Genomic DNA, 14,218 nt, shown 5'->3' with positions numbered 1-14,218 from the left:
GCTGCAAACGGTGGACCCGAGGGAAGGAGTCAGTGATGACAGAAGTTGAGGGCGTGCTGCCCGCTTCCAGGCTCTTTCTCGATCGGAGTTCCCCGTATGTCGCAACACCGTATGTCGCAACACCCGGAGGTTCCTGCCTCCTTCATTGATCCCCGTTTCACCTTCGACTACCAGCAGATCGGCGACCTCGAGGACGGCCAGCGCTGGTCGACCTGGGGCCGCTGTGAGCCGCTGAGTCGCGGCCCCGAACCGTGGCCGGAGTGGGTGATCACCGACGACGCCGCCGTCGACACCGAGCTCGGTGTGCTCAAGACTGGCAAGGAGGCCGACGTTTTCCTGCTGGAGCGCTCGGCGCCGCTGGACGATCGCAGCGTGGTGCTCGCCGCCAAGCGATACCGCGACAGCTCGCACCGGACGTTCCACCGCAACACCGCCTACACCGAGGGACGCAAGCTGCCCAGGAAGGGTGGTCGCGAGGCGCGTGCGATGGCCAAGAGCACGACCTTCGGCAAGTCGGTCGCCGCGGGCATGTGGGCACGGGCGGAGTGGGAGGCGTTGGTGCGCTGCCACGACGCCGGCGTCCCGGTGCCGTACCCCGTGCAGATCGACGGCACCGAGATCCTGATGGAGCTCGTCGTCGACGGCGAGGGTGCGCCTGCACCACGGCTGGCCTCGACCCGGCCGGACCGAAACCTCTTGGAATCACTGTGGTCCCAGCTCGCCGACGCGATCACCGGACTGGCCTCGCTCGGCTGTGTCCATGGCGACCTGTCGGCATACAACCTGCTGGTCGCGGGGGAGCGGTTGGTCCTGATCGACCTGCCGCAGACGGTCGACCTCTTTGGCAACCCACACGGCATGGAGCTGCTGCAGCGCGACTGCGTCAACGTCGCCACGTGGTTCGCGGCCCGCGGACTGCCCGTGGACGGCGAAGAGCTCTTCGGCGAGGTCGTCGCCCGCTCGATCTGAACCGCGACAACCGAGCCGCGAGAATGCTTTCGACGTATGCCGCAAGCGTTTGCGACAATGGTCGAGATCACCATGACCTCACCTGACCCCGCCGCGCCCGCCAACCGTCGCTCTCGCGGCCGTCGCGGACGAGGCGCTGGTCGTCCGGGCAACAGCCGCCTGCAACTGCGCGAGACTCCCGAACAACGGGAGGCACGGCGTGAGCACCGTCGCACCCTCGTCCCCGCGATCAGTTATCCGCAGCAGCTGCCGGTCAGTGCGGCCAAGGACGAGATCGCCGCGGCGATCCGCGACCACCAGGTCGTTGTCATCGCCGGCGAGACCGGCTCGGGCAAGACGACCCAGCTGCCGAAGATCTGCCTGGAGCTGGGCCGCGGTCTCGGCGGGCTGATCGGGCACACCCAGCCGCGGCGCATCGCGGCCCGGTCGGTGGCCGAGCGGATCGCCGAGGAGCTGGACGTCACGCTCGGCGAAACCGTCGGCTATCAAATGCGATTCGCCGATCACACGAGCAAGGACTCGCTGGTCAAGGTGATGACCGACGGTGTGCTGCTCGCCGAGCTGCAGCGTGATCGCGACCTGCGCCGCTACGACACGCTGATCATCGACGAGGCGCACGAGCGGTCGCTCAACATCGACTTCATCCTGGGCTACCTGCGGCAGCTGCTGCCACGCCGGCCGGACCTGAAGGTCATCATCACGTCGGCGACGATCGATCCGCAGCGGTTCGCCGACCACTTCACCATCGAAGGGCAGCCGCCGGTCCCGGTCATCGAGGTGTCCGGACGCACCTACCCGGTCGAGGTGCGCTATCGGCCGCTCATCCGTGAGGAGGGTGAGCAGGAAGTTGACATCGACCAGGTCACCGGCATCAGTGACGCGGTCCTGGAGTTGTGGACCGAAACGCCGCGCTCATCCGGGGTCCCCGCGAAGTATTCGGAGGAGCGAAGCGGGGGAGAAACTTCGTGGGGTGGTGGAGATGGCGGCCCGCAGGACATCCTCGTGTTCTGCTCCGGCGAGCGCGAGATCCGTGACGCTGCAGACGCATTGACCGCTCTCGAGCTGCCGGCGACCGAGATCCTGCCGCTCTACGCGCGGTTGTCGACCGCCGAGCAGCACCGCGTCTTCAAGCGGTCGGGCAAGCGCCGGATCGTGTTGGCCACCAACGTCGCCGAGACGTCGCTGACCGTTCCCGGCATCCGGTATGTCGTCGACACCGGCACCGCGCGCATCTCCCGTTACAGCCAGCGCACCAAGGTGCAGCGCCTGCCGATCGAGCCGATCTCCAAAGCGTCCGCGCGGCAGCGCTCGGGCCGCTGCGGTCGTGTGGCCGACGGCGTGTGCATCCGGCTGTATGCCGAGGAGGATTTCGACGCCCGACCGGACTTCACCGACCCGGAGATCCTGCGCACCAACCTCGCGTCGGTCATCCTGCAGATGACCTCGCTCGGCCTGGGCGACGTCGCCCGGTTCCCGTTCGTCGAGCCGCCGGACCCGCGGCAGGTCACCGACGGTGTGCGGTTGCTGGAGGAGCTCGGCGCCGTCGAGACACGCGGCACGCAGCAGCGCCGGAAGCTCACCCGCACCGGCCGCACTATCGCCGCGTTGCCCGTCGACCCGCGGATGGCACGCATGCTCGTGGCCGCCGCCGAGAACGGCGCGCTGCGTGAGGTGCTGGTCATCGTCGCCGCGCTGTCCATCCAGGACGTGCGGGAGCGGCCGGCCGACCTGCAGGCACAAGCTGACCAGTCACACGCGCGCTTCAAGCACGAGACCAGCGACTTCCTCACCCTGCTCAACCTCTGGCGCTATCTCAAAGAGCAGCGGAAGTCGTTGTCCAGCAGCGCTTTCCGTCGCATGTGCAAGCGCGAATACCTGCACTACCTGCGCATCCGCGAGTGGCAGGACCTGCACGCGCAGCTCAAGCGGGTCGCCAAGCAGCACGACCTCACGCCGAGCGACAACCCAGCGGGAGAGGACGCCATACACCAGGCGTTGCTGGCGGGGCTGCTGTCCCAGATCGGCCTGCGCGATCCCGACAAGCGCGACTACCAGGGGTCCCGCAACGCGCGCTTCTCCATCCAGCCGGGCTCCACCCTCTTCCGGCGACAGCCCGACTACGTGATGTCCGCCGAGCTGGTCGAGACGACCCGCCTGTGGGCACGCACCAACGCCCGCGTCGACCCCGCCTGGGCCGAGCGACTGGGCGCGCACCTGGTGAAAAGGCAATACGCAGAGCCGCATTGGTCGCGCAAGCGTGGCAGCGTGATGGCCGCCGAGCGCGTCACCCTGTATGGCGTCCCCCTCGTCGCGGGCCGACAGGTCGCCTACGGGCGCATCAACCCGGAGCTGTCCCGCGAGCTGTTCATCCGCAACGCGCTCATCGAAGGCGACTGGGAGACCCGCCACGCGTTCTTCCGCGACAACACCCAGTTGCTCAAGCGCATCGCCGACCTGGAGGCCCGTGCCCGCCGCCGCGACCTGCTGGTGAGCGACGACGAGCTCTTCGACTTCTACGACGCGCGCATTCCCGAGTCCGTCATCTCCGCAGCACATTTCGACACCTGGTGGAAGACCGAGAGTCGCAAGGACCCGAAGCTGCTGACGCTGACCGAGGACGTCCTGCTGCGCGACGACGCCGCGGCCGTCGACGCCACGGACTACCCGAAGTCCTGGCGCCAGGGCGACCTCAAGCTGCGGCTGACCTACCAGTTCGAGCCGGGCTCGGACGCCGACGGCGTCACTGTGCACCTGCCGCTGGATCAGCTCAACCAGGTGACCGCGGACGGCTTCGACTGGCTCGTGCCCGGTGTGCGCGAGGAGCTGGTCACGGCGCTGATCCGCGCTCTTCCCAAGGCGATTCGCCGCAACTTCGTCCCCGCGCCGGACCACGCACGCAAGGTGCTGCCGCAGCTGGACCCCGACGCCGGGTCGATCACCGACGAGCTGGGCGCAGCCCTGCGCGCGCAGACCGGCATCGCGGTGCCGGCCGCCGACTGGGACTGGTCACGCGTGCCGGACCACCTGCGGATGACGTTCCGCGTCGAGGACTCCCGCGGCCGCCGACTGGCCGAGGGCAAGAACCTGGAGGCGCTGCAGGAGCAGCTGGCCGGCAAGGTGCGCGGCGCCGTCTCGCGTGCCGCCGCCGACATCGAGCGGACCGGGTTGACCGCGTGGGGTGACCTGGGCACGCTGCCCGCGACATACGAGCAACGGCACGGCAAGCGCACCGTGCAGGGCTTCCCCGCACTGGTCGATCACGGCGATGCCGTGTCGCTGGAGGTGCTGCCCACCGCATCCGAGCAGGCGCACTCCACCCGTGAGGGCATCCGCCGGCTCATCCTGCTCAACGTCGACGTGCCGTGGAAGCGCATCGAGGGCCTCTTCACCACGCGCCAGCGCCTCGCGCTCGGCACCAACCCGCACGGGAGCATGCGCGCGCTGATGGACGACGTGCTCGCCGCCGCCGTCGACGACATCGTGGCGCGCGACCTGCCGGACGGCACCGTGCGCGACGGCGCACAGTTCGACGAAGCCCTGCGCGTCGTCCGGCAGCAGCTCGCGCCGCGCGTGGTCGCCGTGGTCGAGGCGCTCGCACCGGCGCTGGACCACGCGCGCGAGGTCCGCCTCGCACTGGACGCGATGACGCAACCGTCCGTCGAGCAGCTGCGTGCCGAGCTGGAGGCTCAACTGACCGAGCTGGTGCACCCCGGATTCGTCGCCGACACCGGCCTGGCCCGGCTGCGCGACCTGGACCGCTACCTGCGCGGCATGCTCGAGCGCATCGACAAGGCGCCGTCGGACCTGGCGCGCGACCGGCAACGCGCCGACGAGGTCGCCGCCGTCGAGGAGGAGCGCCGCAAACTGCTCGCACACGTCCCGAAGGCCCGGCACACCGACCCCGACGTGGTGGACCTGCGCTGGCAGGTCGAGGAGCTGCGCGTCAGCCTCTTCGCCCAGCGCCTCGGCACACCGCGCCCCGTCTCGGTCAAGCGGATCTTCAAGGCGATGGACAGCGTCGAGGACGCCGTCGCGCGGTGACGGGAATCCTCCCGCGGCCCGTGGCGTTCTCCCCAGGGAAGCCAACAACTCCAGGAGTATGTCGTGCAAGACCCGCGTGAGCTCTACCAGCTCGAGACCGACACCCACGCCAGTGCGCTGGGTGCGCACACCATGGTGGTGTCGCTCGGCGGCCTGATCGATGCCGGGAACACACAACAACTGCTGACCGCACACCTGCTCGGCGCGCTCGAGCACACCGTGGTCGCATCCTTCGACGTGGACCAGCTGCTGGACTACCGCGGCCGGCGTCCGGTGATGACCTTCGACCGTGACCGGTTCACCGACTACGCCGACCCGTCACTGCTGCTCTACCGGATGATCGACGGCGAGGGCACGCCCTTCTACCTGCTCGCCGGCCCGGAGCCCGACTACCAGTGGGAGCGGACGATCGAGGCGATCCGGCAGCTGATCCGGCGCCTCGGCGTGCAGCTGGTCGTCAGTGCACAGGGCATCCCGATGGGTGTCCCGCACACCCGGCCGATCGGGATGACCCGGTTCGCGAGCAAGCCGTCGCTGATCCCGGAGAATGACGCGGTCTTCGGCTCCGTGCAGGTCCCGGGTTCGCTGGAGAGCCTGCTGCACCTGCGGCTGGGCGAAGCCGGCGTGGACACGGTCGGGTTCGCGATCCACGTCCCGCACTACCTGGCGCAGATGGATTTCGGGGACGCTGCGGTGCAGGCCCTCGGCGCCATCACCGGCGTGACCGGCCTCGACATACCCACGCACGAGCTGGCGGCGCTGGCCGGACTGCACCGTGCCGAGATCACCAAGCAGGTCGGCGAGAGCGACGAGGTCGGCGACGTCGTCCACGGGCTTGAGGAGCAGTACGACGCGTTCACCGAGGGGCTGCAACGCCAGAACCTCCTGGCGACCGAGATGTCCCAGCTGCCCAGCGCCGATGAGATCGGTGCCGAGCTCGAGCAGTTCCTGCGTGAGGAGGAGCCGGCCGACGACACCGAGGATCGCGGCAAGGGCTCGGACGGCCCGGACTTCCTGCGTTAGAAGGTGGTTGAGTAGCGGAGGAGCTAGTCCTTCGCCTCCGACCACCGGTGGATGACGCGCGTGTCCGCGACGAACCGCACCGGCGCACCCTGCGACCAGCGGCGCGCGGCCGCCTGCAACGCGTCGTCCACCGCACGTGCCGTCTCCTGTGCGTATGCCGCAGGCGCGTGCACCAACAGCTCGTCGTGCAGGCACAGCACGATCCGCCCGCCCAATGGGCGGACGGCGTCCCGCACGGTCAGCGCCCACGCCTTGAAGAACTCCGCGGCCGCGCCCTGCACCACCGCGTTGCGGGTGAATCTGCCCACGGCCCGCCGTCCCAGCTGATCGGCAGCCGCCCGACCGGGCACGAACCGCCCGCCGTAGGTCACCACGGGCTCACCGCGCTCACCACGGTCGGCGGCGTCCTTCAGGTAGCGCAGCGCGCGCGGATAGGTGCGCTCCATCCGCCGCAACGCGTCGGCTGCCGGGCCGGACGTCTGGCCGTACATCGCCGCGAGCACCGCGATCTTGGCCGCCGGCCGGTCCAGGTTCAACTGCGCTGCGACCGTCGCATAGAGATCGTCCTCGGCGGTCGCCGCCGCGAAGTCCGGGTCGCCGGAAACCACTGCCAACACACGGGGTTCGACCTGCCCGAGGTCGGCCCGCACCAGGATGTGGTCGCGGTCGGCGGCAACGCCGGGGCGCAGCGGAGTGGGCAGGCTGTGCAGCCCCGCGCCCGCCGTCATCCGTCCGGCGCCGCCGTCGCACGCCGTCCAGGTGCCACGCAGGCGGTCGTCCGCGCCGACGAAGCGGTCCAGCCACGACCAGCCGTAGGTCGTGGCGATGCGCTCGGCCTTGCGCCAGTCGAGCAGCGCGGCCACCGCCGGGTGCACGTCGCGATAGGGCTCCAGGTGCCAGGCGCGGGTGTCCTCGACCTGAACACCCAACGACCGCAACAGGTCCCGGACGTGTGCAGGGTTGCGCAGGTCCGTCGTGCCACGTCCGGGCGTATGCCGCAACACCAGGTCGTCCCGTGCCGCACGCAGCTGTATGGCGTGCTGGTCGTCCCGTGGCCGAGGCCCGGCAATCGCGGTGATCAGCTCTTCGAGCGCGACCCGGTCGACCGGCAGGCCCTGCTCACCCAGCTCCACGCACAGCAGCGCAGCGCCGGACTCACTGGTCGCAGTGCTGACACCTCGCGGCCGGCGTGACAGCAGCGCCTCCTGCCGACGCGCGACGACCAGCGCGAGCCGCGCCAACTCCGGCAGATTCTCCAGACACCAATCCGGCCCCGAACTGGACGGATTGAGATAACCGTCCGAGCGCACCGCAGCATCGGCATCGGGTGTGCCACGGACATCGAAGAGGTCGCCCATGACCGGTGCGGGGCGACCGGCCGGGTCGAGCTCGGCCGCGACCGCCCAGATCTGCTCGGCATCGGTGTCGAACCCGCCGGCCAGCAGCCGGTGCGCCTCGGTCAGGTCCCAGCAGCGCCGCAGGTGCACGCCCGCGTGCACCAGGGGAGTGGCGGCTTCGGCAGCGGACCACCACACCCACCGCGGGGCATCCGTCGCGTGCTCCCGCTCGGTCGCCGCGACGAAGGCGATCAGGTCGGCCACCGTCCCGTCCATCACCGTCCCGTCGGCCATCTCATCGCTGGACGCGGCATCGCTGACACACACCGCCCGGTCGCCCTGGACAGCGACGGCATACAGCGAACCCCGCACCGCACCCCGCACCCGATGTGCCTCCCGCCCGACGAACGATGGTGGTCGCACCCCGAGCGGGGCGCGACCACCATCATGGCGGCTCGGTGTGACGCCGGTCAGTTCGCGGTCGCCGTCCAGTGCTGTCCGTCGGTGCCGGCGGCGATGTCGAAGACGTGGAACGCCGAATTGGACGGCAGCGTCACCGCGGCGACCTGCTTGTCCGGGTCGATCTGCATCGTGGAGGTGTAGACGCGGTACTCCGTGGTGGGATAGGCCGGGCCGTCCGGGGTGTTCTTCCCGAGCGTCCGGATCGCCACCTCGGCCCCGTAGCTGTCCTGCGCGAGGCAGCACCAGTTCGGCATACCGACCGTGCCGGAGTCACTGGTCCCGTCGGTGTAATAGACCGTCGCGGCGCCTCCGGCGGACGCGCTCGTGCCGGTGCCGAGGAACGCCAGCGCGTTGCCCTGCCCGCTCACCGAGATCGTCTGGCCCGCGCCGGCGATGTTGTCCTTCGTGCCGGGCTGCGCGTCCGGCCAGGTGAAGTCGAAGCCGTTCGCGGAGACCTTCGCGCCGGGGGAGGCACCCTCGGCCGCGAGCTTGTCGGCCAGGAAGCTGGAGCCGCCGCCGTCGAGGTTGCCCGGTGCCGGATCGTCCGACGCCGTGGTGCCGACGTTGTTGTATGCCGACGCCGTATCGGCATACGCGACAGTCGTGTTCGTCCGATCGGTCACCGTGTGCGACGTCCCGTGCACCCGGTAGGTCGCGGTGGCTGTGAGGTCCACCGTGCCCGGTTCGACACTCGCCGGAGGCGTCAAGGTGTATGTCGCCGTGAACGTCGCACCGTCGGCCAGCTCGTCCGTCGTGGTCGGTCCGTCGGCCTGCACGGTCCAGCCCTTCGGCGGCGTGATGCTTGTGTCCCGCACGGCGACCGACGTGCGGGTGTCGTTGGTGAATTTCGCCGTCACTTTCGAGTCCTTGCCGGCGACCGAGATGCTCTCGGCCTGCACGTCGAGCGACACGTTGCGGTCGTCCGGGTGCGAGCCGCCGACGGCGCCGGCGCCGTTGATCCGGACCGTCGCCGCCTGCGACGTGGGCAGTGACGTCGTCTTGACGTGGATGACGCCGGTGCTGCTGTCGTAGAACCAGCCGGAGTCGGCGGCGTCGACCGCCTGCTGCGAGGACCGTTTCGGCACCTTGTGCCCGGCGACGCTGATGCTGCCGGCCGCCTTGTCGGTGTGCACGGTCAGCCGGTAGTGGCGCTGCGTCGGCTTGCCGGCATACGACCCGGCCAGTGCGCTCAGCCGCACGGTGACCGGCCCGCTGCCGGTGCGCGGCGCCGCAACGTCGAAGCGCTGCTGGGCCGACGCCTTGCTCTGGCTGCGGCCGTCGTCCTCGTAGTTGGTGAACGACGTATGGCCGCTGGGGTAGACGTCCAGGTCGAGCTGTCCGGCCTGTTTGCCGGCCTTCCAGTCCAGCGTGCCCTTCGGGAACTGCGGGACGATGGCGCCCGCCTTGACGAACATCGGCAGCGTGTCCAGCGGTGCCTTGTAGCCGTTGATCGTCTGGCCGCCCTGATAGATCCGGCCGGTCCAGTAGTCGACCCACCGGCCCTCGGGCAGGTAGATCCCGTCGCGGACCGAGGTGTCGGAGTAGACCGGTGCCACCAGGAAGTCGTCACCGGCGAGGAACTCGTACTTCGCCTTCTCGCCCCACGTGTTGGGGTCGTTCGGGTAGTCCAGGTAGAGCGGCCGGGTGGGGCCGACGCCGTTCTTGGTGGCGTTCATCGTGTGGGTGTAGAAGTACGGCAGCAGTCGCTCGTGCAGCATGAGGTACTTCTTGTTGATGGACGTGTAGGGCTCGCCATACGTCCAGGGCTGCTTGTCCTCGTTGGCCCACCCGCTCATCGCGTAGGTCATCGGCAGCATCATCTTCCACTGCAGGTCGCGCACGTAGGTCTTCGCGCTGCCGCCGAAGATGCCGTCGATGTCACCGGTGGTGACCGGCTGGCCGGACATCGTGGAGCCGGCGTATGTCGGGATCTGCCACTTGATGTAGTCCCACGAGCCGGACTGGTCGCCGGACCACATCGCGCCGCAGCGCTGGGTGCCGGCCCAGCCCTCGATGGTCAGCACGGTCGCGCGGTCGGTCGAGTTGTCCTCGATGCCGTCGCGCGCCTTCTCGCACGCGTCGAGGCCGAAGCGGTAGCCCGGGCCGACCCAGGCGACGTCGGTCTTGCGCACCCGCACGCCTGCGGCGACCTCAGACTTCTGCTCGGTCAGGTCGCGCTGGGTCCACAGGCCGAGCTCGGAGCCGTGCTGGTGCAGCATGTCACCGGTCTCGGCGAGATCCTCGTATTCGCAACCGTATCCGTCGTTCACCAGCATCCAGCCGAGCGGCAACTTGTGCTTCTTGTAGCCGTCGGCGACGGCCGTGGAGTCGGCCAGCGTATGGCGCTCGCCGCGGTTGGCGTTGTGCAGATAGCAGTCGGCGTCACCGAGCTCCAGGGCATACATCGGCAGCGCCAGCGGGCGGCCGGTCAGCTCGGTGTAACCGTCGATGACCTGCTTGGCGTCACCGATGAAGTAGTAGGCGTCGAACCGCTGCTCGGTGTGCGTGGTGCTCACCGCACCGGAGTCGCCGCTGCCGAAGTCGTAACTGCCCGGGGCGAACGTGTCGCGCAGCACGCCGTAGCCGGTGCTGGAGATGTAGAACGGCACCGAGTTGGGCTGACCGCCCTCGTCCCAGCCGTCCTTGGAGATGGACAGTTTCTGGCCGCGGTGGCTGAAGCGGCCGTTCTGCATGCCGCCGCCGAAGTACTGCTCCGTGGCGCCCTGCGCCAGGTGCTGCGTGGTGCCGTCGTCGTTCCACGACAGGGGAGCGGTCTCCCGCCACAGGACGGTGCCGTTGCTGCGCGCCATGGTGAGCGTGGCCGGCGACTTGGTGACGGTGAGCTGCGCGTCCGCCGTGCTGATCGTGTATGCCGCGTTGGTCGTGGCCAGCTTCGAAGTGGTCGTGCCGTAGTCGGTCTTGACCACGATGTCCGCGTCCGGGGCCTTCGGGTCCTCGGGGTCGTCATTCGCCGGGTCGGTGAACTTCCCGTCCGGGGCGACCTCCACGCGCAGCAGGTCGTCGTCCACTGCGGTGACGCGCAGCTTCGCCTCCCCGGCGGTGAAGACATAGTGATCGCCGTGCTGCTCGACGGCGGTGATGTCGGCGAGGTGCCCGCCTTCTGCGGGTGCCGCTGCAGGTGCCGCTGCGGTGGCGGCGCTCGGGGTCAGTGCCGCCAGGCCGGTGAGCGCGAGGAGCGCGGCACCGAGCACTGCGACCAAACGCCGCACTGCATGATTGATCATGATTGGTTCTCCCTAGTTCAATCAGAAACAAGCGATTGGTTGAATCTAGGGGATCGAGCGGCTCCGTGGTGGCGATCGGGCCGACGACTTGGAGGCGACGTTGGCGACGACATTGGCGACGACATACAAGAGCCCCGCATCGGCAGTGCCGATGCGGGGCTCTCGCGTGCGCTGTGCAGTGACTACTGCTGCTGGCCGCCGTTGTTGGTGCCGCCGTTGGCGTCACCGTTGTTGTCGCCCTCGGGCTTCTGCAGCGTCCAGGGGTTGCGCTGGCCCTGCTGCTCCTGCTGCTCATCCGGGTCGACCGCCGGCACGGCAGTGGTCGCCTGGTCGTGGATGCCCGAGGCGCCCGCGCCGGACTGCTGGCCGCCGCCCTCCGGTGCGTTGCCACCGGACAGCGGCAGGCCCGAGATCGCCTGGGTGGGCTCGTCGGAGCGGTCGCCCGAGCCATAGCTCGGCTGGCCGCCCTCCGGCTGCCGGCTGCTGTGTCGGCCGCCCTCCTGGGAGCTCTGGTAGCCCGGCTGGTCGTATGCCGGCGTCGACGTCTGGCCGTAGGACAGGCGGTTGACGTCGTCACTGGACACGGTCTGTGTGGCGGCCTCCGAATTGTCCTGTCCGCCAGTGGAATCCGGCTGCGACGGAGCGCCCGACTGGTTGCCGGAACCCTGCTGGACGTCTTGTGCCTGCACTGCCTGGGTCGGCGCGTCGTTGAAGCCCTGCTGGCCGGACTGCGGCTGGCCGTAGATGCTCTGCCGGTCGTTGTCCGCCTGCTGGCCGGACTGTTGCGCAGGCTGCTGACCGTAGGGCGACGGGCTCTGCGGTCCGGACTGCGGCTGGCCGTACGGCGACTGACCCTGCGACTGGCCCTGCTGCTGGCCGTAGGGGGACTGGCCCTGCTGCGGACCGGACTGCGGTCCCGAGTGGGGCTGACCGTAGGGCGACGGGCTCTGCGGCCCGGACTGCGGCTGACCGTACGGCGACTGACCCTGCTGCTGACCGTAGGGGGACTGCTGACCCTGCTGGCCCTGCTGTCCGTAGGGCTGGCCGTAACCCTGCTGCTGGCCGTAGCCGGACTGCTGCCCCTGCTGCTGGCCGTAACCCTGCTGCTGGTAGCCCTGGTGCGGCGTAGCCGGCTGAGCCTGCTGCTGTCCGTACCCCTGGCCGTAACCCTGCTGCTGGCCGTAGCCCTGGTAACCGCCCTGCTGCCCGCCGGCCTGGCCACCCTGCGCCGCAGCGCCGTTCGCGCCGCCCTGCTTCTTGCCGAGCAGGAAGAGCACGATCACGCCGATGATGCCGAGCACCAGCAGGATGCCGCCGAGCACCAGGCCGATCGTGTGGAAGCCGCCGCCGATGTTGTCGGCGCGGTCACCGGCATACAGCTTGCCGGAGTTGTTGCTGCAGCTCACGGTGCCCTTGCTGCTGTCGCTGCGTGCGATCTCGTAGTACTTGGTGCCGTCGGCGGTCACCGAGAAGTCCTTGGTCGGCCGCGGCAGCGTCTTGCCGTCCAGCGTGCACAGTGCAGCGGTGCGGTCGCCCGACTCCGGGCTGTAGACCGAGAAGCCACCGTCCATCGACAGGCTGCTGCCGCTGTTGAACTGGGTGAGCTTGACGCTCGACCCGCTCAGCAGGCCGATGATCAGCAGGACGAGGCCGATGACCGCAACGACCGCGGGCACGGCCAGGAGCTTCTTGTTCCCCAGGGAATTCATATGGCGCAACCTAACGCATTGGATATCAGTGTCTTCAAACCGCCAGAGCGGCCCGGGTCTGCCGTTTGATCCTAGAGAGCATTGCGACCATTCCGCGCATCCGCAACGGAGAAACGGCTTCGGCGAGTCCGAATTTGAAGGGTATGTCCTCCGGAACGTCCAGCACCGCCTGCGCGGGCTGGCCGTCCAGGCCCGTGTGCAGGATGCCCGCGAACCCCCGCGTCGTGGGGGCTTCCTTGGGCGCGCTGAAGTAGAGATGGACCGTCCCGTCGGTCACCTCGACCGCCAGGAACAGCGGTGTCTGGCACTCGTGGACCTGCTCCAGCTGGTCGGGATGATCGGCATACCGCGCCGGCAGATCCGGCAGGTCCTCGCTCAGCTCCAGCAGCAGTTGCAGCCGGTCCCTGGCGCCGACCGCGGCGAAGTCTTCGATCAACTCCGCCAGCGGCTCCGGCAGGTCGGCGGTCTGCGCGTCAGGTGTGTCGGGGGTGGTGTCCGGCATACGGTCCTCTCAGGCCTTCGGAGTGGTCGGCGCGCCCTGCTCGACAGGCACTCGCACTGCATTGCCCCACTCGGTCCAGGAGCCGTCGTAGTTGCGCACCTTGTCGAAGCCGAGCAGCTGGGTCAGCACGAACCACGTGTGCGACGAGCGCTCGCCGATGCGGCAGTAGACGACGACGTCGTCATCCGCGGCGAGCTGCTGCTCACCCTGGTAGAGGGCCTCGAGGTCCTCGCGCGTCTTGAACCGTCCGTCCTCGCGGGCAGCCTTCGACCACGGCACGGACCGCGCACCCGGGATGTGTCCGCCGCGGATCGAGCCCTCCTGGGGGTAGTCGGGCATGTGCGTCAGCTCGCCGCTGAACTCGCCGGGGGAGCGGACGTCGACCATCGGCTTGTCGAGATGGGCGAGCACGTCGTCCTTGAACGCACGAATCGGTGCGTCGGCCCGCTCGACCACGGGGTAGTCGGCCGGCCGCGCGGTCGGCACCTCACGGGTCATCTCGCGGTCCTCGGCCATCCATGCCGAGCGGCCCCCGTCGAGCAGGCGGACGTCCTCGTGCCCGAATAGCGTCATCACCCACAGGGCGTATGCCGCCCACCAGTTGGACTTGTCGCCGTAGATCACCACGGTGGTGTCGCGCCCGATGCCGCGCTCCGACATGACCTTGGCGAAGCCTTCGCCGTCGACGAAGTCACGGGTGACCGGGTCGTTGAGGTCGGTGTGCCAGTCCACCTTGAAGCTGCCGGGGATGTGGCCGGTGTCGTAGAGCAGGACGTCCTCGTCGGACTCCAGGACCACCAGGCCGTCGTGGTCACCGGCCAGTTGCTCGGCCAGCCAGCCGGTGGTGACCAGGCGCTCGGGGTGGGCATATGCAGCGAGCTCGGAGCTCGGGTCTTTGGGGTAAGCCATAACGCCACGTTACGCGGTCGC

Annotated in this window: 8 protein-coding genes; 3 read left to right on the top strand and 5 right to left on the bottom strand. The window is 69.2% G+C overall.

Annotation, left to right across the window (positions count from 1 at the left end):
- The first annotated feature begins 96 nt into the window (after positions 1-96).
- From ACSZL9_RS04205 to ACSZL9_RS04195, 3 genes are all read left to right on the top strand, one after another.
- Positions 97-969, top strand: a complete 873-nt coding sequence (locus ACSZL9_RS04205) for a serine protein kinase RIO (protein ID WP_446664216.1) — start codon at positions 97-99, stop codon at positions 967-969.
- 72 nt (positions 970-1,041) lie between these two features.
- Positions 1,042-5,010: an ATP-dependent RNA helicase HrpA gene (gene hrpA, locus ACSZL9_RS04200; RefSeq protein ID WP_446664215.1), complete on the top strand. Its 3,969-nt coding sequence runs from the start codon at positions 1,042-1,044 to the stop codon at positions 5,008-5,010.
- Positions 5,011-5,073: 63 nt separating this feature from the next.
- Positions 5,074-6,033: a PAC2 family protein gene (locus tag ACSZL9_RS04195; RefSeq protein WP_446664214.1), complete on the top strand. Its 960-nt coding sequence runs from the start codon at positions 5,074-5,076 to the stop codon at positions 6,031-6,033.
- Positions 6,034-6,056: 23 nt separating this feature from the next.
- On the opposite strand, the gene ACSZL9_RS04190 is transcribed toward ACSZL9_RS04195, so the two are convergent.
- The 5 genes from ACSZL9_RS04190 to ACSZL9_RS04170 form a co-directional block, all read right to left on the bottom strand.
- Complete coding sequence (locus ACSZL9_RS04190) at positions 6,057-7,742, bottom strand: DNA polymerase (RefSeq protein WP_446664213.1); 1,686 nt, start codon at positions 7,740-7,742, stop codon at positions 6,057-6,059.
- 98 nt (positions 7,743-7,840) lie between these two features.
- Positions 7,841-11,077 carry a TIM-barrel domain-containing protein gene (locus tag ACSZL9_RS04185; protein WP_446664212.1) on the bottom strand — a complete coding sequence of 1,079 codons (3,237 nt, stop codon included), beginning with the start codon at positions 11,075-11,077 and terminating at the stop codon, positions 7,841-7,843.
- A gap of 182 nt (positions 11,078-11,259) precedes the next feature.
- Positions 11,260-12,786, bottom strand: a complete 1,527-nt coding sequence (locus ACSZL9_RS04180) for a hypothetical protein (protein ID WP_446664211.1) — start codon at positions 12,784-12,786, stop codon at positions 11,260-11,262.
- A 34-nt stretch (positions 12,787-12,820) separates the two neighbouring features.
- Complete coding sequence (locus tag ACSZL9_RS04175) at positions 12,821-13,288, bottom strand: SufE family protein (protein WP_446664210.1); 468 nt, start codon at positions 13,286-13,288, stop codon at positions 12,821-12,823.
- 9 nt (positions 13,289-13,297) lie between these two features.
- Entirely contained in the window at positions 13,298-14,197 is a 900-nt protein-coding gene (locus ACSZL9_RS04170; protein WP_446664209.1) for a sulfurtransferase, read from the bottom strand.
- Between the last annotated feature and the right edge of the window lie 21 nt (positions 14,198-14,218).

This window comes from Flexivirga sp. B27, from assembly GCF_052905685.1.
Note: the sequence above shows the minus strand (reverse complement) of the source record. Positions and strands in the feature narration are given on the sequence as shown.

Excerpts from the sequence above, each read along its gene's own strand:
- ACSZL9_RS04205 (WP_446664216.1), top strand. The coding sequence starts at position 97 with ATGTCGCAACACCGTATGTCGCAACACCCGGAGGTTCCTGCCTCCTTC.
- hrpA (WP_446664215.1), top strand. The coding sequence starts at position 1,042 with ATGACCTCACCTGACCCCGCCGCGCCCGCCAACCGTCGCTCTCGCGGC.
- ACSZL9_RS04185 (WP_446664212.1), bottom strand. The coding sequence starts at position 11,077 with ATGATCAATCATGCAGTGCGGCGTTTGGTCGCAGTGCTCGGTGCCGCG.
- ACSZL9_RS04180 (WP_446664211.1), bottom strand. The coding sequence starts at position 12,786 with ATGAATTCCCTGGGGAACAAGAAGCTCCTGGCCGTGCCCGCGGTCGTT.
- ACSZL9_RS04175 (WP_446664210.1), bottom strand. The coding sequence starts at position 13,288 with ATGCCGGACACCACCCCCGACACACCTGACGCGCAGACCGCCGACCTG.
- ACSZL9_RS04170 (WP_446664209.1), bottom strand. The coding sequence starts at position 14,197 with ATGGCTTACCCCAAAGACCCGAGCTCCGAGCTCGCTGCATATGCCCAC.